Origin of the sequence: Sporolactobacillus sp. KGMB 08714 (assembly GCF_036598985.1) — a bacterium.
Lineage (GTDB): Bacteria > Bacillota > Bacilli > Bacillales > Sporolactobacillaceae > Sporolactobacillus.
Map to the genome: position 1 here is coordinate 23,269 of NZ_JAUUBW010000056.1, position 22,736 is coordinate 46,004.

At 44.2% G+C, this 22,736-nt stretch carries 33 protein-coding genes; 1 reads left to right on the plus strand and 32 read right to left on the minus strand.

All coding sequences use genetic code 11. The features are described 5' to 3' along the window. The first annotated feature begins 85 nt into the window (after window positions 1–85). On the plus strand, window positions 86–163 hold the full coding sequence (locus Q6A92_RS20390) for a putative holin-like toxin (protein ID WP_443029754.1): 78 nt from the start codon (window positions 86–88) through the stop codon (window positions 161–163). Between the two features lie 1,059 nt (window positions 164–1,222). Here Q6A92_RS20390 and Q6A92_RS17310 read toward each other — a convergent pair. From Q6A92_RS17310 to Q6A92_RS17465, 32 genes are all read right to left on the minus strand, one after another. Then, on the minus strand, window positions 1,223–1,453 hold the full coding sequence (locus Q6A92_RS17310; protein WP_332238860.1) for a hypothetical protein: 231 nt from the start codon (window positions 1,451–1,453) through the stop codon (window positions 1,223–1,225). A gap of 162 nt (window positions 1,454–1,615) precedes the next feature. After that, complete coding sequence (locus tag Q6A92_RS17315) at window positions 1,616–2,143, minus strand: ImmA/IrrE family metallo-endopeptidase (RefSeq protein WP_332238861.1); 528 nt, start codon at window positions 2,141–2,143, stop codon at window positions 1,616–1,618. Window positions 2,144–2,147: 4 nt separating this feature from the next. After that, window positions 2,148–2,510: a helix-turn-helix domain-containing protein gene (locus Q6A92_RS17320; protein WP_332238862.1), complete on the minus strand. Its 363-nt coding sequence runs from the start codon at window positions 2,508–2,510 to the stop codon at window positions 2,148–2,150. 166 nt (window positions 2,511–2,676) lie between these two features. Continuing rightward, window positions 2,677–3,081: a hypothetical protein gene (locus tag Q6A92_RS17325; RefSeq protein ID WP_332238863.1), complete on the minus strand. Its 405-nt coding sequence runs from the start codon at window positions 3,079–3,081 to the stop codon at window positions 2,677–2,679. 13 nt (window positions 3,082–3,094) lie between these two features. Then, window positions 3,095–4,234 carry a LysM peptidoglycan-binding domain-containing protein gene (locus tag Q6A92_RS17330; protein WP_332238864.1) on the minus strand — a complete coding sequence of 380 codons (1,140 nt, stop codon included), beginning with the start codon at window positions 4,232–4,234 and terminating at the stop codon, window positions 3,095–3,097. After that, window positions 4,231–4,635, minus strand: a complete 405-nt coding sequence (locus Q6A92_RS17335; protein ID WP_332238865.1) for a phage holin family protein — start codon at window positions 4,633–4,635, stop codon at window positions 4,231–4,233. Before Q6A92_RS17335 ends, Q6A92_RS17330 begins: the two co-directional genes overlap by 4 nt. Window positions 4,636–4,751: 116 nt before the next feature. Continuing rightward, window positions 4,752–4,955 carry a hypothetical protein gene (locus Q6A92_RS17340; protein ID WP_332238866.1) on the minus strand — a complete coding sequence of 68 codons (204 nt, stop codon included), beginning with the start codon at window positions 4,953–4,955 and terminating at the stop codon, window positions 4,752–4,754. 121 nt (window positions 4,956–5,076) lie between these two features. Beyond that, window positions 5,077–5,415, minus strand: a complete 339-nt coding sequence (locus Q6A92_RS17345) for a hypothetical protein (RefSeq protein ID WP_332238867.1) — start codon at window positions 5,413–5,415, stop codon at window positions 5,077–5,079. Between the two features lie 89 nt (window positions 5,416–5,504). Continuing rightward, window positions 5,505–5,660 (minus strand): hypothetical protein, encoded by a 156-nt coding sequence (locus Q6A92_RS17350; RefSeq protein ID WP_332238868.1) that lies wholly within the window; start codon window positions 5,658–5,660, stop codon window positions 5,505–5,507. A 24-nt stretch (window positions 5,661–5,684) separates the two neighbouring features. Then, complete coding sequence (locus Q6A92_RS17355) at window positions 5,685–6,290, minus strand: serine O-acetyltransferase (RefSeq protein WP_332238869.1); 606 nt, start codon at window positions 6,288–6,290, stop codon at window positions 5,685–5,687. Window positions 6,291–6,417: 127 nt separating this feature from the next. Beyond that, the gene (locus tag Q6A92_RS17360; protein WP_332238870.1) at window positions 6,418–6,717 is read right to left on the minus strand and encodes a hypothetical protein; all 300 of its coding nucleotides are present in this window, start codon (window positions 6,715–6,717) and stop codon (window positions 6,418–6,420) included. 12 nt (window positions 6,718–6,729) lie between these two features. After that, entirely contained in the window at window positions 6,730–8,742 is a 2,013-nt protein-coding gene (locus Q6A92_RS17365; RefSeq protein WP_332238871.1) for a hypothetical protein, read from the minus strand. A gap of 6 nt (window positions 8,743–8,748) precedes the next feature. Continuing rightward, window positions 8,749–9,051: a hypothetical protein gene (locus Q6A92_RS17370; protein WP_332238872.1), complete on the minus strand. Its 303-nt coding sequence runs from the start codon at window positions 9,049–9,051 to the stop codon at window positions 8,749–8,751. Beyond that, on the minus strand, window positions 9,048–10,163 hold the full coding sequence (locus tag Q6A92_RS17375; protein WP_332238873.1) for a phage tail protein: 1,116 nt from the start codon (window positions 10,161–10,163) through the stop codon (window positions 9,048–9,050). The genes Q6A92_RS17370 and Q6A92_RS17375 overlap by 4 nt, the downstream gene beginning before the upstream one ends. Before the next feature lie 12 nt (window positions 10,164–10,175). Next, complete coding sequence (locus Q6A92_RS17380) at window positions 10,176–11,087, minus strand: phage tail family protein (protein WP_332238874.1); 912 nt, start codon at window positions 11,085–11,087, stop codon at window positions 10,176–10,178. Then, window positions 11,071–14,535 carry a hypothetical protein gene (locus Q6A92_RS17385; protein ID WP_332238875.1) on the minus strand — a complete coding sequence of 1,155 codons (3,465 nt, stop codon included), beginning with the start codon at window positions 14,533–14,535 and terminating at the stop codon, window positions 11,071–11,073. The genes Q6A92_RS17380 and Q6A92_RS17385 overlap by 17 nt, the downstream gene beginning before the upstream one ends. Further along, window positions 14,492–14,689: a hypothetical protein gene (locus Q6A92_RS17390; RefSeq protein WP_332238876.1), complete on the minus strand. Its 198-nt coding sequence runs from the start codon at window positions 14,687–14,689 to the stop codon at window positions 14,492–14,494. The genes Q6A92_RS17385 and Q6A92_RS17390 overlap by 44 nt, the downstream gene beginning before the upstream one ends. 185 nt (window positions 14,690–14,874) lie before the next feature. Next, on the minus strand, window positions 14,875–15,348 hold the full coding sequence (locus Q6A92_RS17395) for a tail assembly chaperone (RefSeq protein ID WP_332238877.1): 474 nt from the start codon (window positions 15,346–15,348) through the stop codon (window positions 14,875–14,877). A gap of 50 nt (window positions 15,349–15,398) precedes the next feature. Then, window positions 15,399–16,166, minus strand: a complete 768-nt coding sequence (locus Q6A92_RS17400; protein ID WP_332238878.1) for a phage major tail protein, TP901-1 family — start codon at window positions 16,164–16,166, stop codon at window positions 15,399–15,401. A gap of 12 nt (window positions 16,167–16,178) precedes the next feature. Further along, window positions 16,179–16,607: a DUF3168 domain-containing protein gene (locus Q6A92_RS17405; RefSeq protein ID WP_332238879.1), complete on the minus strand. Its 429-nt coding sequence runs from the start codon at window positions 16,605–16,607 to the stop codon at window positions 16,179–16,181. Window positions 16,608–16,611: 4 nt separating this feature from the next. Further along, window positions 16,612–17,037, minus strand: a complete 426-nt coding sequence (locus Q6A92_RS17410; RefSeq protein WP_332238880.1) for an HK97-gp10 family putative phage morphogenesis protein — start codon at window positions 17,035–17,037, stop codon at window positions 16,612–16,614. Further along, window positions 17,030–17,413 (minus strand): phage head closure protein, encoded by a 384-nt coding sequence (locus Q6A92_RS17415; RefSeq protein ID WP_332238881.1) that lies wholly within the window; start codon window positions 17,411–17,413, stop codon window positions 17,030–17,032. The genes Q6A92_RS17410 and Q6A92_RS17415 overlap by 8 nt, the downstream gene beginning before the upstream one ends. Next, a complete protein-coding gene (locus Q6A92_RS17420; RefSeq protein WP_332238882.1) occupies window positions 17,395–17,715 on the minus strand; it encodes a phage head-tail connector protein in 321 nt (106 codons plus the stop codon). Before Q6A92_RS17420 ends, Q6A92_RS17415 begins: the two co-directional genes overlap by 19 nt. Then, window positions 17,669–17,878, minus strand: coding sequence for a hypothetical protein (locus Q6A92_RS17425; protein ID WP_332238883.1), 210 nt, complete (start codon window positions 17,876–17,878; stop codon window positions 17,669–17,671). Before Q6A92_RS17425 ends, Q6A92_RS17420 begins: the two co-directional genes overlap by 47 nt. 12 nt (window positions 17,879–17,890) lie before the next feature. Next, window positions 17,891–18,088 carry a hypothetical protein gene (locus Q6A92_RS17430; RefSeq protein ID WP_332238884.1) on the minus strand — a complete coding sequence of 66 codons (198 nt, stop codon included), beginning with the start codon at window positions 18,086–18,088 and terminating at the stop codon, window positions 17,891–17,893. 13 nt (window positions 18,089–18,101) lie between these two features. Then, the gene (locus tag Q6A92_RS17435; protein ID WP_332238885.1) at window positions 18,102–19,148 is read right to left on the minus strand and encodes a major capsid protein; all 1,047 of its coding nucleotides are present in this window, start codon (window positions 19,146–19,148) and stop codon (window positions 18,102–18,104) included. Window positions 19,149–19,162: 14 nt separating this feature from the next. Further along, window positions 19,163–19,540, minus strand: a complete 378-nt coding sequence (locus tag Q6A92_RS17440) for a hypothetical protein (protein WP_332238886.1) — start codon at window positions 19,538–19,540, stop codon at window positions 19,163–19,165. A gap of 13 nt (window positions 19,541–19,553) precedes the next feature. Continuing rightward, window positions 19,554–20,171 carry a DUF4355 domain-containing protein gene (locus Q6A92_RS17445; RefSeq protein ID WP_332238887.1) on the minus strand — a complete coding sequence of 206 codons (618 nt, stop codon included), beginning with the start codon at window positions 20,169–20,171 and terminating at the stop codon, window positions 19,554–19,556. A 123-nt stretch (window positions 20,172–20,294) separates the two neighbouring features. Further along, window positions 20,295–20,513 (minus strand): hypothetical protein, encoded by a 219-nt coding sequence (locus Q6A92_RS17450; RefSeq protein WP_332238888.1) that lies wholly within the window; start codon window positions 20,511–20,513, stop codon window positions 20,295–20,297. After that, the gene (locus Q6A92_RS17455; protein ID WP_332238889.1) at window positions 20,506–20,652 is read right to left on the minus strand and encodes a hypothetical protein; all 147 of its coding nucleotides are present in this window, start codon (window positions 20,650–20,652) and stop codon (window positions 20,506–20,508) included. Before Q6A92_RS17455 ends, Q6A92_RS17450 begins: the two co-directional genes overlap by 8 nt. 27 nt (window positions 20,653–20,679) lie before the next feature. Continuing rightward, the gene (locus Q6A92_RS17460; protein WP_332238890.1) at window positions 20,680–20,910 is read right to left on the minus strand and encodes a hypothetical protein; all 231 of its coding nucleotides are present in this window, start codon (window positions 20,908–20,910) and stop codon (window positions 20,680–20,682) included. Between the two features lies 1 nt (window position 20,911). Further along, window positions 20,912–22,453 carry a phage minor head protein gene (locus Q6A92_RS17465; protein WP_332238891.1) on the minus strand — a complete coding sequence of 514 codons (1,542 nt, stop codon included), beginning with the start codon at window positions 22,451–22,453 and terminating at the stop codon, window positions 20,912–20,914. Between the last annotated feature and the right edge of the window lie 283 nt (window positions 22,454–22,736).

Here is a 22,736-nt window from a genome sequence, read left to right on the forward strand (position 1 = left end):
TCTGAGGCATGACATGCTATAATCAGAACAGGCAATAGATGCATATGAGCGGACAGCGACGCCCTTGTGAAAGGGGGTGGCGCCAATGACAGTATTTCAAGCCTTAACGCTGATGCTTTCTTTCGGTGTATTGGTATTCATGCTGTCAGACAGAAAGAAATAATCCGCTTCATATGCCATTCGCAGTGGCGATAATTGAAGCGGACCATTCATGTTAATGTGTTTAATTCTTATTGCGCTGCTCCGCTCTGTGCGGATATTGCCATTCCGTCAGTGTTCACGCGCTGGCGGTTTTATTTTATGTTCCCTGTGTCCTTATTATACCCGGTAGCCTGTAAGAAATGCAATGGGCGGGATTGGTCAGCTCAATTCTGAGCGATGAGGCATTCATCCTGAAGCCTTAGTTCCAGTTGAGCGGTTGAAGTTGAATCACCCGCTGAAGGGTATACCCGTCAGATGAATCCCCCCGCCTTGGTTCCTAACTTTTGGGAACGTGCAGCAGGGCTTTCTTGTGTATTTTTTCCTGTTTGTAAAATTAATTGTTAACCAATAATAGATATGAGTCAACTCTTCATGAGGCCGTCAGCTTGAACGAAGTGCTGATCATCAAGACAGCCGGCATACTCGGTTTTCTGGCGGGATAGAAAACAGATATTTTTTCATTTTTGCTCCCGATTTGCTCCTCAAACGTCTTTAAGGGGAAAGGGCAAAATAAAAAAGCCTTTCATATCAAGGCTTTTCGCTATGTCCCAGAAGGGATTCGAACCCATGACCCACGGCTTAGAAGGCCTAGATACGCTTAAATACGATTAAAGCTCATGACATTCATTGCCTGTTATTATACGATTCTGTGAAATGATATAATGCTCATTCATGCCGAGTAATACTTATGTTTATTCAATTTCACTCCCATTTCCACTCCCATTCGCTTACCATGGTAAACGAACGGATCAAAGAGTATTTTAACCGCTAATATTGTGCATACTGTTCCTTGCCCCGTCCATTCTTTATCCCCTTATGTAATCCCCGTGCTTCGGCGTGGGGATATTTTTTATAAACAGAAAAGAAGTCCGCAATTTGAATCGGTCTCAATGTTCTACTCTGTAATTTCATTATTATTTTAATTATCGATAGTGATCCTACATATTTGAAAGTTTTTTATAAAAAAATTACCTGCATTCGCAGGTGTTGAATACCACAGTTGCAGTGGTTTAACAATGGCTTATGAGTTCTTTTTGCTCTTTTTATTTCTGTTAATTTTCAAATTCATGTTTTTTTTAACATTTTTCTTTTTCTCGGCGTCTGTTTTTTCCTTTTTCTTTCTTTGCTTTTCTAAATACTCTTGATGTTTTTCCTCAGAAACTTCAATGCAAAATGCTTCAAGACCATATTGGCTAGCAAAAATTCTCTTTCCATTCCTCAATGTAATGAACTTAGTAAAGATGGTCATCATTAATCGATCCTTTGCTATTTATTTCTTGCAAAAGGACTTATGTAGTGATAAAGTAAGAATGCATCATCCAAATGTGTTTTTACTTTAGCAACTTCACTACATATTATTTTTTTGTTGGTCCCCTACAAGGGATAATTTTCTGCGTCAAGTTAAATTATCTCCTTATTTAATTAAATGTTCGAGTTGAATTTCAGCGACTTTTGGAGAGACGTTGAAATGAATTGATACTTCAGGGATGCTCATGCCTTTAATTAAATCTGGTGGAGCAAGCAATTCACCGGCAAATGTGTTTGCTTGCCATTCCGGCTCTTTAAAAGCCGGAATTTTTGTTTTTCCATTAATACTACGTGCAAATGCAACTTTCGCGGGCTGATGCAATATATAATGCCCGATCTCATGAGCAATGGTGAACCGATCTAGATGGGATCCATCACAGGCACGGTCATATACGTCCTGCCTTATTTTTATTAAATGTTCCTCAGGATATGTTACAGCATATTTATCCGGCATCTGTTCAATTGGAACAATCTCATAATTAAAATTCTCATCAATTTCCGACATGCAACTTTCAAGAAACCTCATTATAGGAAACGGTTCAGCTTTGTTTAAATCAAATAATCTCCTAATAAACATGACTATTTCCCGAATATTTCTTCTTGATAATGGCTTAGCAACATAGAGACCGTCCATTTTTTCACTCCTTATCGTCATCAAATAATATCTTGCTGATCCTCTGTAATTCGCTATCGTCCATGCCGTTAAGTTTTCGAGCGAACGCTAATGCAATATTCTTCTTAGAATTACTGCTTCTCGAAAGGTCGATATTAACGTTCGTTTGAGACGCCTCGAATGTAAATTGTAAATCGCTCCTTTCCTTTTCTTTAAGCGAATACTTATTGATCAATTTAGCTACCCATTCATTGGGAATCTTTCTCTTACCATTTTCAACAGCGGATAGATAAGCAGATGTGACATTAAGTTTAGTCGCCATGTCTTTCAAGAGTTCCCCCCGATCAATACGCAGTTTACGGCAAAATTTACCGAATGGGGTTAACATATACTATTTCCTCCTTTTTACTTTTCCCTTTTACTTTCCCCTTTTTACTTTTCTTCTTGTGTTTATAATATAACACACGCTGGATATCCAGTCAACTAATTCTGTTTATCCGTTCAACATAATTGTTTCTTATGTACGCCCGCTCACGCGGACCTTTTTCATTATGTCAAGCTTTCTGAGCAGGACTTACCGGCGCCTGCACAGGATTTGCACCTGATACAGTGGCCGATTTCACTTCACTGGCAACCTGTTTCCCATCATTCTGCAGCTCCGACAGCAGCGTTTTCACCTCATCCTGAGTGATCTTGATCCCCTTTTTCTGAGCGAAGGCTATAATGACCTCGGTACCCTTATCCACTGTTGCTGGTGATTCAAGAACCTGTGAAACCTCATTGGCTACTTTCTTCGTCAATTCTGCTGCAGCACTTTTACTGCTAAGAAAGGCTTCAACTTTGCTCAGCTTTGCCAAGTCCGCGTGATGTTTAATAAGAACTGTTAAAAAAGAGCCGGCAGCGAGTGCTACCAGCTTGATGAGGTCCGTGAGACCGGATGAAATGATTGTCTGAAACATGTGATCGTCTCCCTTAATATCTTATTTTCTGACCTGGATAGACCAGATTAGGATTTTTAATGCCATTTTTGCTGACAAGCACTGATACTGTTGTATGAAGTTTCGAAGCAATGCCCGAAAGTGTATCGCCACTCTTAACGACGTACACGCCGCCGAGACTTGCTGCAGATCCGGATAGCTTCAGGACTTGGCCCACACGGATCAGATTTGGATCCTTTATTCCGTTAATGCTAGCTAGCTGTTGGACGGTCGTGCCGTGAGTGGATGCAATTCCGGACAGCGTATCGCCTGGACGAACGGTGTAGGTGCCTGAAGCAGCAGAATTAGATGCCTGGGCACCTGACAATCTAAGTACCTGGCCGGCCTTAATCAGGTTGACGTTATGAATCCCGTTGACGGCTGCCAGAGCTTCGACGCTTGTCCCAAATCTTGCCGCAATCGTACTCAATGTATCGCCCGATCGTACTGTGTACGTGCCCGGTTCCGATGTTTTTACCGGTGTTGCAGGATGCTGATCAGGAGCCTGGTGAACAGTTGCAGCTGGATTCCCGGGAACGACGAGTTTGTCCGTGTAGGCAATATCTGTATCGACGTCACCATTGATGCCTGGAATGCGTCCCGTCCATGAATTTTGCCAAACATCGGCGCCGGAAACACCAGGTGCCGAAGATTCCGGGTGTGCGATCCACAAGAGGCTACCGCCTCTGAGTTGATTAAAATTGAGTCTGTTGTTAAAAAAGTTGATATTGCAATACAAACCGAGTTTTGTATAACCGTTCTTTGCAAGCTCGTCCAAAAATGCGTTTACGTAATTGGTTAATGCACCCTTGTCCGAAGTTAATTCATCAGCCTCAACATCGGCAAAAATATAGCCTTTTACCGGAATACCTTTGATGTTTTTTAAGCACCATTGAGCTTCAGCCCTCGCATCAGCTTCATTAATGCCTCGAAAATAATGATAAGTGTGCGTAGTCAGGCCCGCTGCATTGGCGTTTACAATGCTTTGCTTAAAATACGAATTGATATAATGTGATCCTGCCTCACTGCCCTCTGTCGCTTTAACGATTACGAATTGATAACCAGCAGCCTTGACTTTATTGAAATCAACATGACCCTGCATCGAAGCGATGTCAATGCCTTTGTATTGTGTCATTTTGAACCATCCTTTCCATTCAAAAGTTCAACCATGTTCTTCACTTGATTAGGGACCGGCAAGCCCATCCGGCCCGCATTTTCGATAATGGAGATCAGTTCATTCGCCAGGTAAAAATAAATCGCTGCATTCATCGCGATATGGTCCAATCCAAAAATCTGATCAGACAAGTGTGCGACGGCAACGATAAAAAAGATCATTACTTTTTTGGCGATCCCATGAAATCCTACTTTGCTGGACAGCTTGCCAAGATAGGCCGCGGCCAAAACCCCCGACACATAATCGATCACAACGAACGCGATCAAGATCCCCATCAGTGACGTCCACCCTCCATACAGATAGCCCGTGACAGCCCCGATCGCCGCAGCCAGGGAACGATAAATCAGTTCATATTTGTTCATTTTTTCACCTCAAAAGCCATTGTTTTTAAGTATAAAAAATAGATCCCTATGGATCTGAAAAGGCTATCCTCCTTTTTTGAGGTATGAAAAAAGAGCCCCGAAAGGCTCTTTACTAATTAACTATTCTTTAACTCATCCTTAAACCTTTTTATGTTTTTATCAATATAATTCTCAATGTCTGGATCGGTTTTTAGTTTTGGATTGTCTTTAATCTCGGGCTTTAAAATATTGACAAACCCTTGAATATACGAATCAGCATAATTAGGATAATAGGACTTCGCCCTTCTCCAAATGAGGTCTTCGAGATCATTATCTTGCATAGATTATCATCTCCCCTTCTATATTATAGTACTAAATTTGATTAAATTTGGATCCATTGCCCTACCTGCCTTTTGTGCAAAATAAAAAGAGCCCGGAGGCTATTTAATAAATCATTTTTATTTAATCAAAATGTTTTTCATTAATTTCATAAAAATTTTTGTCTTTTAAATAACCACCCTGATTCTTTCTTAACACCATTAACTCGTTCCCATTAATTGTCCAATGACGAATTTCGGTAAGCTTAAAATATGATTTTTCGGTTTCTTCATCCATATAAAAAAATTTTAAATATGTTGGTTTCCCTACAAGTTTAGATAAACTCTTTACCAGATGATTACCAAGGTCTAGATAGGTATTCTCATAATATTTATCGCTGTCATGGAAAACATTTAGTGAAGTAGCACCAATTTTTTCGTCATTTTTATTAATAAATATTTCTAGATAATCAATTTGTCGCATAACTTATCCTCCAATATCTATACCTATTAGAGATAATATTGGCGGATATAATATTTTTGTCAAGTATCTATTTGTTACACAGTAACTTACTACTTTAAAAGTATTCTTTTTCTTATCCTTGCCGCTTCTTTATCAGTGATTACTTTTTCTTTTAATAACTGATTTACAAGATTTATTTTTTCTACTTCGCTGAGTCGATTTTGATCTGATTCCTTAAATAAATGAACGACCTTGTCATTCACCAAACTTTATGCCTCCCACCACGCAAATTACAATAATTCTTTTACCTTTTTTCCATTTCGCTCAATAATTAGCGCATGGCTTCCTACAACTGTACAATTGTCAGCGACATCTTTTGTAACTGTCGTATTGGCTCCAATTACAACATTGTTACCGATTTTTATATTTCCTACAACAACAGCTCCTGAATAAATATGGACATTGTTGCCAATCTCTGGGCATCCTCGACCATCGATCCATCCGATTGTCACTTGTTGATTAATCCAGCAATTTTTACCGATGCTTTTTGCGATGACTATCGTAGAAAACCCGTGCTGGATGTAAAGGCCTCCGCCTATTTTGGATGATTCCGTGTTTAAATAAAGCGAATCCATAGGAGCATATATGAATGTTTTCAATATTTTTTTAAGAATTTTTCCTCTTCCGATTCTCATATAAAACAAATTTCTAAATTCTTTTACCTCAAACAACAAAATATGGAGTTTAAGAAACACAGATAAATTTTTACAGTCAGGAAAATTTTGCTCTATCCAAGCATTTATATCCTCATCGATCTTATTCCTTTCTCTTGATCCTTTATAAAGAATAAAAGCGGGTATCGAAATAACTAGAGCTAATTTATTAATTTTTTTCACGGAAGCATTCAAGTCCTCTCAAAAAAAATTAATTTATATCCTCTCTAACAATACCACAATTTTTACCATATTTTATTATCTTTCCAAATGATAATTCTAACTATGCAAATAATTAAGATCCGATAGACTATGATGTCTGGCCTGTCTCTAAAACATCTGTGGCGCCTTTAAAATCTGATAACGTTTTAAGATATGCATATGCTTGAGTCAACAGATCTCCTGCAGTTGATCCAATATTCATCGTAAAGGTATATAACTTGTGATACCCTTCAATTTGTGGATACCCGTTATTCATTGACGCTTGATCTTTAAAAGCACTTATATCAATAAAAGCATTGTTTCCAGTCCCCCTATAATCTGTTATCTTCACATATGCATTTTCAATTTGGATGCCGCTCGGTAATGTAATCGTCATTTGAAACGCCATAATTACATCTCCTTAATCAACTTGCAAATTATGAATTACACTTGAACCATCTTTAAATTTTATTTTTCCATCTGTAGAATCAACAAAAACTGAATTTGATTGGATATTTCCATAATCATTTCGCGGTATTAGAGGAACTGTATCTTCAGGAGCCGGCATATATCCGACTGTTTTTGTTCCAACATAGATGATTAAATCCCCAAAAAACACACTGGATTCACCGGCCAAATTTCTGACGAATAATTGTGTATTTGATATTCCGGTAATGGTCTTATTGGGAATATAAAAGGTTTTGCTAACTCGTCCTTTAAATGCGCCACTTTGCCAGTCTTTGGTTTTATCATATCCCTGATTAATTGACCGCTGATTATTTAGGCTCACCCACATGCTTGTACTATCGGAAAAGGTAATCTTCATATCTAGTCCATATACAGTGTCTGTACCCATATTGATATTAATGTTAGCACTAAAGGCTACCGTTATATTTAATCCCTTAATAGCATTCGAGATAGCCGCTACGCTAGTAACGAGCTGAAAGGCAGCATTTGTATCAGCTGTTAGATTAGCATTTCCAATATAAACTTGCGATGAATTTAAAACTAAATTTCGTACAGAGATAATATCATTGTCGTTTTGAATTTTTTTGACAAGTTCATTTGATGAGATGCCTATCCCGAGTATATTTGCAATATATTCGGCGATCATCTGATGCCCTTTTGGAGTTGGGTGGGCATTGTCTTGTAAAAAGCCCATATTGATTGCTGTCTGCTGATCGGAAAATTTTACTATATCTGGGAACGGAATATATATCGCACCAGGAACGCCGTCAGCCAGCCGCTTTAATTGCTGACGATAAGGATCTGTTGGATCCTGCCACCACAAAAAATCGAGTATGATGAGCTGAGCATCTACCTGAGTGAGATATGGAATTAGCATATCAATTTTTGATGTAAATCCGCTGATATTTTTTCGACCATAACAATCATTAAATCCAAGGCCAAAAAAGGCAATATCCGCATCGAGTTCCTTTTTTAATGTATCATCAACACAATCGGCAAGTGCAAGTCCGCTTTTTCCGTAGTTGTCCATAATCATTGAATTAGGGTCATTAACGAGCTGAATGCCACTAAATGCTGTCCTTCCGGTGTCTTTTTTGATTATATCTAAAATATAATAATCGCCATATTGACTGACATCAATGTCATCTGACATATTATATTTAGCTACAGTTCCTTGCGTAGTATCAATTGTTTTGACAGTCGTTCCATTAAGTTGGATATCAACTTGACCGCCATCAGCAGCAACTTCATAAAATAATCGTAATATAAGGCTTGATTTTTTAACAAAAATACTTAATTTATCTCCTGCTGCACTGCTCTCATAAGCAAATCCGCCAATATACGAACCATCCGGATTGTGTTCTATCCATGACCCCGTAGGAGTTGCTTCTATAACATCTGCATCGAATACCCCCTGCGTTGCTTCTGGAAGGGACAAATTGACATAGCCGTGATTCGTCGTGTTGAACTCAATTTGAAAAAACTTGCGCAAAATACCAGCCCATGAATATTCATAAGCAACAGAAGATCCAGCCCCATGTCCAATACTATCGAGGACCATAGATATATGCTTAAGTCTACTCCAAGTACTTTCAAGCGAATTTTTATATTTAAGATTAAATTTGTTTTGGACGTCATTTTGAAGCTGTGCCTTTTCCGCCAACTGTGCAGCAGTATTATTGTAATCGTCATCCAGTCTTTCCTTAAGAACGGTATGCGTCGTTCCAGACGTATCGACCCTGGCATCCACAACCTCCGGGTTACTATCACCTGTTCCATTAATGACGAGATTGTCAACTCGGCCATTGATTAATTGATCACGCTGTTTTGACTCGCTATCAATCTGGGACGCTTTACCGTCTTGATCGGCAATGTCTGCAGCAATATCTATTAAATTCTGATTCTGATCATTTCTAAAATTCCTATTTAATGAGACTCCGATTTGCCGGTAAGGATAATGTGGCATCAGCAATCAACCTCCTGTATGCGGCAGTGTGGATAGTGTCCCATCATCCGCGACTGCCAATGTAAATTTATTTCCGCTCGGAGAAGTTAAAAAAAGGTCCTGTTTGGCCGTCAATTTGTCATCAATTTCCTGCGGAGTTTCGGCTCCAACGTCCGAGGCAGTCAGCTGTACGGCTCCGGTTTTACCGTTGATAGATGTAACCGGAATTTGACTGCCAACATAGTCTTCCAGGCCGTCCACTGCTTGAGCGTGCGTCCGGGGATAAAATATCATATTATCTTTATCTTTTATCGATCGAATCGCTGTCATGAGATCTCTCCCTCCGAATCACCATATCGAACAGCCTCAGCGCTCAAAGCGTCAATCCGTTCAGCTGCCTTCTTTGTATCAGTTGTCAATTTTACCTGCTGGCTTGCAGCTTTATTCAGGCCCATGATATTCCTTGTAATATCTGCAAAAAAATTGCCAAGTTCTAACACCGGTGACTTTGTCGGATCTTCCGGATAGTCCTCAATGCTCACGATTCGCGGTTGCAAATCAATGCCGACGCCGGAACTTAATTCATAAATACAATAAATGTAATCACCGATGTCAAAGTTATGGAGCTTCAATCCATTGCGGACCAGTTCCTGATATTCAACCTTCGCGCTATAATTTCCATCGCTGAGCAGTGATTCCGCATAAGCCTGCAGCGAACTCTCGACTGTAAATCGCTCATCCTGAATAATTTTGATATATGGCCGTTCGAATTTATCAAAGTTGGCCGATTTGACATCGACTGAAATGGTTGGGTTCCCGTTGCCATCATTTTTCCCATAAGCGATGACTTCGGTTACAAGTGCGCCATTACTTGTGTCGTATTCATCCGAAAATGTCTTGAGATTATGCCCATGTCGGAACTGTGCATCGGTCACGTCGCCAATGAGTTTTGCGATCACTAAATGTGTCCCGACAACGCGATATTCGCATTCGAATTGCTCAATCACATTTTTGAACATGGTGAGTGAATCCGTCATGCCAAAATTATCAAACTCCTGCGAATCAAAATTACCGATAACCTCAAAATCAAGACCGGTGCCAGCGAGAATAGTCTCTAACCAATCATTAATTGATTTCGTTGCCGTGTAGGAAGTTTTGATTCCGTTGGCCTGCAACCGATCAAACATCTCATGATTAGCCGTGATAGTTTTCGTAAATGAATCACCGAGCGGCTCCCGCTGCACATCGTCAATGACGAACAATTCATTTTCACATTCGATTTTTGCTTTGTTTTGCAGCGCATCGAATTGCTCGGCGTTTGTTTCAGTCCGATCAATAGAAAAGGACAGCGAATAATCGCCGTCCGTTGTACGCTTTCGCGTGCAATCATAAACGCCGGTCAAGGGTTCAGGGTCGCCGCCAATCGGATGAAAAGCAAGCATTGAATCACCGCCTTACAAATAAAGAAATGGCATATCGAATGTGATTGAAAATATTCCCGATGTGCCACTGATTTTGATCTTATTTTCTCCGGATTCTAAACGGGTCAGACCGTGATTCGTGTCTCCAAAAATGGAAGCTCCATTCTTTTTGCTAAATACGCCCTGCAAAGTGATTGTATCCGATGCGGACGTCGTTCCGGTATATTGCCATTTGTCACCATTCGTTAGATTTTCAATCGTCAGCCCGGACGACGGACCCTTGAATGTGATTGTCAGATCCATTCCATAGAGATCACCCACATTGCGCGGATCAATTTGTCCATCACCAAGATTCCATATTGAGAATTCTGCCTCGCTATGCGTATAAGTGGGATCAACCGTCGTAGGGATATTTTGACCGACCTGCCAGACGTCGGCATCAGCTGTCAATGGCGTCAACGAGGTGCCGATGGATACCGCATATGGCGCGTAAGCGATCATCGGAATTGTCGAGACCGAAACTCTCGACCCGTTATCCTCGAATGTGATCTTATCCGATAGCCGAAGATGATACCATTTGAGCCCCGGCCGGTCCTCGTCGATGATATTAAACGGCTTCTTGCTGTCGAATAGCCGCATGAGGTCCATTTTGAGCAGCGATAGATCATATTTATCCCGGCAGACGAGCAGAAACTTCGCTTCCAAATTCCGCGATCCGTAAGTTGTTCCGCCAACATCATAAGCGCCATCCATGTCCGGAATTGCTTCACTCGTGTTGTTTTGCGGTGTCGGGGGATCCGGAATAAGGCTAAGAAAGATTAAATCCATATTTTCATCCAGCCGGACATCATCATAGCCGTCGCGCTGCAGAATAAGCGTTGTATCATTGATCCCCGCCACATTTTTAAAATCATCGGTGTTTAAAATATCATCGAGGGACGGCATATTGGACCACCTGTTTCGCTTGCAAATTATTAACATCATCAATAATCGCCCGAGCAATTTGACGCGATCCGACTTGAAAAATGATCGTTGCCGGCTGACTGTTGGTTTCCATATTCCCCAGCAGCTTGCTTGTATCACCATTGTTAAAGACTCGGCTTGTGCTTCCAAAATGGATAAGTTCCGGCCCCTTCTCGCCGGTCAATGCCCATTCTCCAGCGCTAGGCGTTCCTCCGCTGGCATAGCCATGCCCATGACCGATAACCGAGAGCATTCCGGATTGCCCATAACGAGCAATCGCATAACGCATTCCGGCCAGCAAGTCGTCCAATCCATTGAAAATATTGCCATGGCCGGGAAGCTTGTAGGCATTAAATGTGCTGCCCGTCGTTTGGACAAGGCCCTTTGCCAAATTTCCAGTCAAGGTATTAATATCGGTATAGCCGTTCTGGACCGCATTCGGATTGCCGCCTGATTCGGTTTGGATTTGCTTCATCCAAGCATTAACATAAGCGGCCGATGTCGGCAGTCCAACCATTCCCAGCGCTCGCATAACATAAGAGCGCCATCGTTCAACGCCGGATCCGCCCGGATTGTTGACGCCTAATGACAATTCCTTTTTGATGAATCCGACGGCTGAATCCTTGACCTTCGTAACTAATCCTCCGGCTATTTGCCCTAATGCTCCGGGAATATTCGGCAGGCTGAAACCCATTTTGCTCAAAACGGCATTCAAGAGTTTTGATGGATTGGTCGCATAATCCCAAACGTTGACCGCAATGTTCTTAATACTGCTGCCGACGCTCTTAATGCCACCCCACGCCGCACTTGCCGCACCGGATAACCAGCCACCGATGCCACCGGCATAGCCCGGAAAGGTGCCTACCATGTCCTGAATGGACGGCCAGACGACCGTTCCCCTTGGCAATCCCGGGAATAACGTCGGCATGGCTGGGCTGATACCCATCATTCCGTTTGGTAAGAGATAAGGTTCCGGCTTACCACCGTCGCCCATTACCGCCGGTCCGCCGGCATGGCCCCCGGTCCCATTGGCATAATATTTAGCCATCGGGATATTTAGCGTCGGTATCTTGGCTTTAACGCCGATTTTGCCGAGTATCCAGTTAATGCCTCCAACAACGCCGTTGACTCCATTATTGATTCCGGATCGCATCATATTGGTCAACCAAATGACTCCATTCAGAGCCGCCTTACCCATGGATTTCAGGCCGTTTCCTATTCGGCCAGGCAGAGCCTTTGCGCCGTTGACGATCGCATTCCAGCCGTTTGATGCAACGGTTTTTATGCTTCCAAAAATGCTTGCTGTCCATGACTTTGCGGCATTCCAACCGGATTTTATGCCATTTGCCGCACCCATGACCAGATTCACGACTGTTGATTTAATCCCGTTCCACAAGCTTGCTGCTATGCCTTTAATTCCATTCCATAAACTGCTAAGCCAGGCTGATACGGATCCCCATATGGCGATTGTCCAGCTGCTGACTGTTTTCCAATTTGCGATAATAAGAGCCACAATGGCGATGACAGCTGCGGTCACCCAGCCGATTGGCCCAAGAGCGATAAACCAGGCTGTAGCCATGCGAGCCGCTTGAATTAGTGCCTGAGCGCCCATCAGCACCCATTGAGCTATGAAAATAGCAGCCGTTGCAATCATACCCGCGACAGCAGTTATCATTGATACACCGGTTGAAATAGTCCAGGCCGCCGCAACTCGGAGCGCATTCGCTGTTGCCTGAATGCCCATCATGACCCAAGAAGCGACTGCCTTAGCTCCAGCAGTTATCATACTCGTGGTCCAAATAGCCATTGCAGCAATTCCTTGAGCAAGTGAAGCAATCCATTGTATGATGCCTTGGATGACCATTTTTAAAGCGTTTGAAAACGTCAGAGTCTGTGCTGCTCCTGCACCGCTCATTGCCATGCCTAATGAAATTACAGCTGCCGATGCAATACCGCAGATAACACTGATCGACATAATGGTTGGGTATAGAGCTGTAAAAACGCCAATTAACGAAACGACGACTGCGATGACTCCGGCTATAGTCGGATGCGCTTTTAATGTTGTCGCCAGCCATTGTGTGAAGGGGACAAGCATTTTGAGCACGGCCGCTCCGACCGGAGCAAAGCCGACAGCTAAAGCTCCAAGAATTTGAACAAGATTGCCAAGCACAGCCATTACACTCGGTGCATTTTGATTCACATAACTGATAAATGCCTGAAACTGTTGATTCTGCGAGAGCGTCTGACCCCATGATTTAAAACCGGCTGACAATTTAACCAAATAATCCAACACATTCGATGCCGACGGTGCGAATCCGGTAAACATGCCAATAATCCCGGAAGCCAGATTGCCGATAATCGTGAGTAATTTCGGAGCGTTCATCTCAATATATTGCGTGAATTGCTGAAATCCCTTCGATGAACTAACCGTTTCGGTCCATCTTAAGAAAGATCCGCTCATGGCAACAATACCATCATTCGCCTTTTGCCCAATCGGTACGAAAGCGACAAACAGATTCATGAGCCCTTCCATGACCGTTATTCCGGCGACACCGAGCGATTCCAAAGATGGCCCGACTGTTTGTCCAAGCGTTTTGAAAAAGCTGATCACATCGGAATCCTTCAAGATCGCAGTCATATAAGAATTAAGATGCTGTATGGCCGTTGCCGCACCATTAAATGCCGGTTTTGATAGATTTAAAACAGTCGTCAAGTTATTGACCGCTGCCGTGAAAATATTGACGGTTTTCGATTCTAGCGGTTTCGTGATCCCCATCCATGCAGCTTTCAACTTCTGAATGGCCGTATAGGCTTCCCGCTGCGGGCCCGTCATAGACTGCAGGATCGCTTTTTCCTGTTGCAAGTATTTATTTCGTGTCTTAATGTCGGTTGCCTGTGCGGCTTTAGTCTGCAAATCACTAATTTTCTTTGTGGAATCAAATACTCCGGATAAATTTGTTATAGCGACCGCCGAAAAGGCGGCAACTCCGCCTGCGGCCAATGCAAAAGACGTCCCGATGCCCGCAGCTCCGCCGGCTGCTGCGGCCAAAATTGGACCGAGGGAACCAATGCCAGCAGCTAATGAAGCTATAGCAGGAATGGCTGCAGAGCTAATCGAGATAGCAAATCCCTGTATCATGTTTTGCCCGATCGTGCCGAACGTACGCATGCGAACGGCCAGTTGATCAAGATCCTCGCCGAATTTATCCCAGCGCTTATCGATCTTGGCGTGGATCTCGACCGTTTTATCCCGTATGGCTGCAAGCTGGGCCTTTACCTTGGCAATGCCCTTTGTTGCTCCGGCTGTGTCCGCACCAACTTTAATATCTGCCCCGGTCGCTGTCTTTTTCATAATTGCATTGACTTCAGCCATCTGTTTTTTAAAATCAGTGATCTTCGCGCCGACATATGCCTGCAGTCGCTCCATCATTGGCTCCCACCCCCTTCACAAGCTGTTTTTTCTTCATGAACGCTTTCATCTTTCTCGCCAACTCCGGCGAAAGCCCGGGAAGATTGCTGCTCGACTTGCCTTCGTCAATTTCTTTATGCGCCTTCTTGGCATCAAACAGCTTTCTCAGCGTCATCCGCTTGCCACCTATCGCTTTAGCAACGAACATCGCTTGAACGGCCGCATCTTCCCATCGGTCAACCCGGCGATGCGAGGCGCCCCTCATAAACGATTTAAACTCAGCTGGCGTCCATGAATCAATTAGGTCCGGATCATAGACGCTGAGATAGCGAGCTGCTTGCTGATTGACATCGCCATAGTTTAAGCGAGCAATTCTTCTCGTTTGGCCGTAAACATTTCCTTCGCCATCCGGGACTGTTTGCGTTCCTCCTCGTTCTTCGCCAACTTGTCCACCAGATCGAGATTTTTCCAGTAGTCTTTGATCTTCAATCTGAAAAAACCGGAGTTTTCAATCGCTGCGAACGCCTCCTTGAACAAGCGTTCATCCTCGCCGCTTTCAAGCACCGCGGATAAAGCGTCCTCGATCTGTTCAAGCGATGGCTTCGCTTTCTTCCGGTTATAAATCTCCAATGCACAATCCCAAAAAGCCAGCAGGCCGTTGGCATCGTAATTCATGAGATGCTGATAAATGTTTTCCAAGCCACCAGTGACGAGGTCTGCCTTCCCCTTTTCATCATTTTTCTGGACCAATTTATATCTTTTATCTGCCAGTTTCGCAAAAGCAAAAGTCAGTTTTGCTTCATAATCCTTGCCCTCGATCGAAAGAATAGGCATTAATGATTCCCCTTTTCATAAAAAAATAAGCAGGTTTTAACCTGCTCTCATTATCCAGCCGCTGTGACAGTTACTTCGCAAGTCGCTTGTTTAGTAGAATCCCCAACAGATTGAACCGTAATGGTTGCTGATCCCGCTGCGATAGCCGTTACCAATCCGGAACTATTGACCGTAGCAACAGCCGGAACGCTGGAGCTGTAAGTTACATTTTGATTAGCCGAAGCAGGCAATACAGTCGCCGTCAGCTGCTTGGTTGCACCGACCGCAAGAGAAACCGTTGTAGGATCAACCGCTACGCTAGTGGCAGGATCTGTTCCCGTGTCGCCCGGCGCCTCAAAGGCATATTGAGCCGCTTCGACAATCGATGCATCCAGATCAATTTCTCCGCGCTGTGACTTGCCAATGACCTGAAACTGCGGGTTGATTTCGACGAATCCATCCTGCGGATAGGAGAAATCGATTTCGTCCACAACGCCATAGAAGAAAGTTGCATCGTGCTTACCGTTTGTATTTTCATTGACGTTGACATACCAGACCTTAACCTTCCGGCTATTCTGCTTTGCGTCGATCAGGATTTCTTTTGCTTCCTCATCGTCGACCATGTAATAGGTGAAATCGCCGCTTTCTTCTATCGTCGCTCCGGCAAGTACACGACCGTTTTTCGTCTGTTCATCGGCCAGATCGCCGCCATAAGTAAACGATCCGTCCGTCTGAAACAGCGGCAGGATCGCATCGGAACCAATGGGCGCATCCGGGCTCTGAATCAAAGCGATGATGCTTTTGCCGCGTGTCGGCTGAGCCGAAGAATCTGTTGCCATTTATATCACTCCTTATTGATTGATTAGAAAATTCAAAGTTAAAATTCCGTGATACGATACCCCGTCGGCGTCCATGATGACTGTCGGCCGACCAGGCACATATGAAGCAATGAAAAAGCCACCCTCGAGAGAGAGCGGCGCCTGTAAGGCCTGCATGATTAAGTTCAATAGGTTGTAAGATTCGGATTTCCCAGAATACCGGCTGAATGTATTGATCTGCCAGACGATGTGCTCACCGATCGATAGCTTTGTATCTTCAGCGATGTTCGACGCCACATCCAGCGTGACATATGGAAAAGCCGCTGCTACTGTATTTCCGGAATCGTCGATATACGTCTGCGGCACATCGTCCCATACCCCAGTCACTTTATCCATGAGCGGCTGATAGTTCTTCAAGCGGGCGTATATGGCGCTCTGCAGGGCCGGCAAAGCGGTTTGCATGGTATCACCCCAATTTGTTCATTTCCGATTTAAAATGTTGGGCCGCTTTTTCATAAGCAGGGACCCAAAAATGCTGTGCTTTCGTACCTGGATGGTGTACTTCTTTTACTGGATTATCCGCGCCTTCCCAAAACAATGCCTTTTTTTTCTTTGGCTTGATAATATGGGGAACCGTCCCAAATTCCACATAGACAGCGTAACTGGCATCCACATAGACAACTGCAGTCAACCCATCATTTGAATAATCAGCTTTGATATGTTCTTTTAGATAACCGGTATTGACCGGAGCATTGGTTTTCGCGATGGAGACGATCATTTCGGCCGTTTCGGCAACAATCCGTTTGATCTCGCTAATATATTTCTGCTCAAATCTATCAATAGCCAGTTCAAACTTTTTATCCCCAAATTGCGTGATGCCGCCTTTAGCCATCGTTCAGTTCATCTCCAGTGACTTCGATCATGCATATCTCCTGCATGCCGCCTTGATCGATCGGCCGCGTCTTGATCTCAACCGTTCGACCATCTTCCAATAGTACCCGCATATCCGGAAGTATATCGGTTCGATATGGGAAATAAATATCCATGACAATCGGATTGACGTTCGTTCCGGCTTGCTGATACTCATTACTGGATACTGGCTGCACATGTGCCGACGACCAACCGTCATTCCCGTTATCCTTATCTACATCTTCCCATCCTTTATCGATCTGCCCGCCCATTCCGTCATCCTCGACCAAGTGCGTTTGAAACTGGATTTTATGCGGAAATTCATCCATGGGATCGAATTTCAATGAGTGGGAAAGCATGTGAATCGCACCTTCCTATAAGGCGTCAGCAGGCTCATCACGCTGTCGGGAAGCTCAGTGTTAAAACTATACGAGACATTCCCCATTGACCGCGATTTCAGCCGCACGTCGCTCATATCAAGTTCAGCAGACTTAGCAATGAATTTAACTACGGCAAAAGGCGCATCGTCTTCGGTGAACGACTGATTGCAATAATCATTCACCTGCTGCAGCGTTCCCGGAACAAAAACATTCAGATAGGCGTCTTTCGAGCTATCACTTATTCCCAGCAGCGCCTTGACCTGATCCGTTAGTGCTGTCATTCGTACCACCTGCTTGCGCTGTTTTGGCCGCTGCCTCTTTCTTCTTGGCCTCGGCTTCTGGATCATATGGCCCGACATATTTAAAGCCCGCCGGAATAACGGCAGGCTGAACGATGCGGCGTTGACCTTGTTTGTTCTCCACAATGATTCTTTTCAGAGACATACAGATCCCTCCTTATTCCACCAGTCCGGCTTTTTTGTATTCATCGGCTTTGGCCGAATCAATCATCACTGTCTGACCCTTTTTAAAACGTTTGTCCGGTCCGGCTTTCACATTGACCTTAAAGATTACTTTCTTGCGCTTGCCATCATCTGTCTTCGTTTCAGTTGCTTTTGTTTCAGCGGCCGGAGCCGCCTGGTTCTGTTCAGCCATTTGGAAAACCTCCTTATGAATTTACCGTTGCCGAGAATACCTGATCAATTGTCTCGAATGACGGGAGCACAATCTCCGACGCCACGGTCACAATATTCACCGGGTGCGGTTCCTTATATGTCGTCACAGCCACGCCCGTATTGACCACCCTGACCTGTGCATCCGTTCCGCCGTTAAGCAAATCAGATTCTTCTGGCGATGTTCCGTAATATGTGCTGCCGAGATTTCCAGCCGGAATCAGTGCGAATTTGTCATCTGGGAAGAAACTCTGCTTGGTACCGTCCTCGGCGATGAACTTATTGTTGTACACGGCGACCGTTAGGCCGAGTTTCGCCAAGAGATATTGCTGAAGCAGATTGTCTGTCAGGATGATGTTCTGGCCGCCGACTGGATTCATATCCAGCTTGATCGATTTGTTCGAGAGCAAATAACCCCACGTTTTACGGGTGCAGATCGCCCGCGTCGGACGGACACCCGTGTCATCCTCGACTTTGTCCTGCCATTCGATGATATCCTGGATTGGCGTTGCCGTGTCCGTTGCGGACCATTTCGCCGTATCAGCCAGCGTTTCTTTATGATCGTCAGGTTGCTTGTAATCATAATCAAGGAGCTGCCCATTCGCAGAAACTGAAATCTTTCCGTTCGCAATGAGCTGCATGATCATGCGCTCCGGCTGAACATTAGCACCATTGATTAAGTTCGTCACATCATCAAAAATGCGGGCAATCGCCTGCTGAACCTGCGGGCTGTTCTGATTCTGCTGCTGCAGGATGTTCAAGAGCTGGCGATCCTTTTCTTTGATCGTCATGGATTCGCGGAAAAACGGCATCTCCGTGTCAATCTTCGAAACGCCGATCCGATTTCTTACCGGAGCCTTCGTATCAAAAGCAGACGGCTTCAGTGCAATCGGCAATCCGGATGCTCCTTTAATCCATGAAATGTCCAGGCCGAGTTGCTTTTTTGCCGGAAACAATGTCGCGCCCAAATATGGAACTTGCGGCTGTGATTCGTAATAAACTGCGATATCATTCGCGTTGATTAAGTCAAAAATATTCGCCATTTCTCATTTCCCCCTCATGCTAAAAATGTAATTTGCTTCAGTGCCGCAATTTCTTCAGCCGTTGCCGCCGTCGGCAATTTTGACTGACTGACAAATCCATGAATCACCGCAGCGCCCGCTGCCGGGCCATAAGTGACATCCACATCGCGCAGCAGAACACCTTCTGCATTCGAAATTGCAGGTGCTCCGCTCGTCGTCGCTTTAACTGCCTTTTGTGTGCCATCCGTGAGAAAACCACCGCCGAGAATCGTTCCAGCAGGGACAATCTTTTTGCCGTCCGCATTGGCCGTAATTCCCGTATCATCAATGGTTACCGATAAGGCAACATAATGATCCGGAAAGGCAAGGATTTCCGTGCTGTTGCTGTAATCCGTTTCTATGAACTTGCTCATCCTTCATTCCCCCTTAATTTTCACCGAAATATTGTTTCTGTGCTGCTTCCAATTTCGGATTGTTCTGGGCTTGCTGCTCTGCTAATTTCTTGCCAAATGTGCCTTTATCATCGCCATTTCCGCCATGTGGTATATTCCGGCCACCTTCCTTGAACTTAGCATCGACGCCCGCTTGCACAGCCGCGCTGAAAGTCTGCTCAAGCTTATCGAGATTGGCCTTTGTGGTGTCTTCGTTTTCGCCGATGAAGAAATCCAGAACGTCTTTCGGCAGATGTTTCTCGTCAGCAATCTTGAGTGCCTTATTGGTCAGTTCCTGCCGTTCACGCTGCTTACGTTCGTTCTCAATTTCCTTGCGAAGCTTCTCAACTTCGAGTTCCGCCGGCGATTTCTGCGGGTTGCGCTTTTTGACCTCTTCCTCAATCAGCGAATCAAGATTGTTCGATTTCCATGTTTCAAGGCCTTTCGTGAAGTGCTGATCCAATTTCGGCTGAATGAGTTTTCGTCCCTCATCTGTATCTAAAAAGCCCTGCACCTTTTCTGAAGAAACGGCAGACAGTTCTCCGAGATATGCCGATACATCAGTATCCGATTTATGTTCATTCAACCATGTTTTGACTTCATTCAGATCCATTATTCAATTCCTCCTGAGCCCTCGCTGTACGCGCCAGAGAGTGCAAATTTAATAAGCCTTTTAACGTCATGCTCAGGACGAGATATATAAGGCTGGATCACCGAACCTTTCCGGCATATCGCCTTATTCTGTTTGTCCGTCTAAATAGTGTTGCTGAACGTACATCTTACCAAGTTCAAGCAATCCTAATTGTTCGTGCAGTCGCATGTCCGAATAGCAGATATCGAACTCTCCATCTCGATAACGGCCGATAATCATGATTTCATCGAATTGATCAATATTTTTTACCGCTGATGCAAATACGTCGCGCGGTGTTGGCTCAATACTGATTATTTTAGCCATTGCTATCATTCCTTTTTATCCCACGCGTTTCTTTAACCAGTTTTCCATTTTCAAAAAAGCGCCGAATGACATAATAGCCTTTTTCCTCCGAGACAACCCTTTTCCCATCAGCCGACAAGTAAATCGTTTCAACTTTCATTGCCATCATCCTTTGCCAGATGATAAATTAATAAAGCCTATCTTCATAATCGTCTGGAACTGCAACAGGTTTATCCTGTTTTATTTGATTGTCAATAAAATCAGATAGCCGTTTTGCACCCAGCACCGAAAAATCATAGCCATTCCCAGAAGTCATTTTTACGTACTCGTAGATAGGAAAAATGTTATTAAAATGGTTTTCATATTTTTCAACTGCCTTGTCTATGATTTCCCATGCTCCATCTTCGGAATGAAACACATCAATCACCCGCTTTCAGCATATCATCAACAATAGTTTCCCATACTTTTACTGCATTCGGGAATATTTCATTCAGCATATCAAAGCTTTCCTTATTCGCCGCCCTTGTTTCTGCCACCTGTGCGAAAAACTCGGCTTCGGCAAGCCCAACTTTGTTGTAATATGCTTTACCGTGCCCTGATCCAAACGGCATTGAGCGGCTGGTGAACGGTGTTGATTCATAAATATCTGAAAGAATGGCGATTTCCTTGCTGTCTTTCCCGTATTTTTCAACTATTTCTTTTTCGAAATTTGCGAAATTTGCTCTACTCTTATCGAGTATTCCATAGTATTTTTTATCCCATGCTGCCTTTTCGGCCTTTTTTCTAGGACGGTTCCCGATATCTCCAATCATCGGGAAGTCCTTTCCATTGACATATTCCCATAAATCACGTTCCACCGTATCTCTTAATTGATATTTGGGAATTGCTGACAGCACTGTTACATATTCATCAGTCTCAACCATGCGCCCATTGTGCTTTATTTTTATTTTATTCCCGTCAGCGTACATGCTCTTTCCGGTTATTGTTCTTAACCCAATTCCATCAAAAGCGTGCCCAATTTCGTGATATACGGTTTGCAATGGATTTTCATATTTATCACCATCAAAATCTGCTTGAGCCAGTTGCACAATTGATCCGTTTGTATAAGCCGTTACATTCGCTAGTTTCTTAAACCCAATTTGATCAGCATATTTTTCAAAAAGTGATCGAATTGGGCCATCTGATAAGCTGTTTAAATGTTCAGCAAAACGATTATAATTATTTTCTCCCACTCGTTCTTTCATATTCGTTTTGGCAATGCTATTTTCGACTAAATTGTCCTCTGGCTTCGATTCTTTCTTTTTCCCATTTAGCCACTCGTCATAGCTTTGATAGGGGATCACCTTGCTCGGCGGCAATATTTCCTTCTGTGCCTGCTTCTCGGCTTGCTTTTCAGTCATTCCTTCGTCTGCCATCAGCTGATCCATCCGATCGGCAAGTCTCTGCTGATAATCGGCGTCAGTATAATCCCGGGCGCGCCGGGTATCAGGAAGCTGGCCGTTCACCTTCATGACGAACGTGCAGCGGCAATTACAATCTTCCTTCGCCACGCCGAACAGGTGCGGGCCTTTGGCCTTAAATTCATGGATGTGGAAATACCCGTCCTTGTCAGCTTCCTGGCCGTCCAATTTGCGATGATCCGGCCGTGTCCGAAGGTCGAGTGTGCTCATCCATACCTTTTGCAGATCGGCGTGTTTGGCCGCTTGCTCCGCGCTGTCTAACCGGGCCTGCGTCTGGATGCGGCCACCTTCTGTCCGGGCGACGTTTCGAGCCTTTGCCTGGCTGAACCCGACCGCTTGCTGGATTCGGCGGGCCATGAGCGCGTAACCTTCACCGGCCATTAAACTCTGCGAAATCGAGATATGCAGCTTATTGATGATCTCCGATTGATGCGACTGCATCAGCGCTGGCAGGGTCAGTTTGTCGATCGGATTCTTGATTGCCGAGGCAATCTCCGACACAGATGGGACGGACACGCCGAGAGGCGTCTGTGCGGCCAGCTCGTACAAATATGAGGACCGCATGTAATTCTCCAGATAGACGGTCTGTATCAGGTTCTGCAGGGCCTTCAGCACATCCTGATATTGTGCCGAAATAGAGCCGGAGATCGTCGCCATTTCCTTTTCCAGACGGTTAAACTTATTCATATCCGTCCAGGTCAGCGTCCCGTCACTGTTCGCATATTTCTGATACATATCAGCAATCTCGTTCAGGATTTCTTTCAGCGTCGCGGCAAATGAGCGA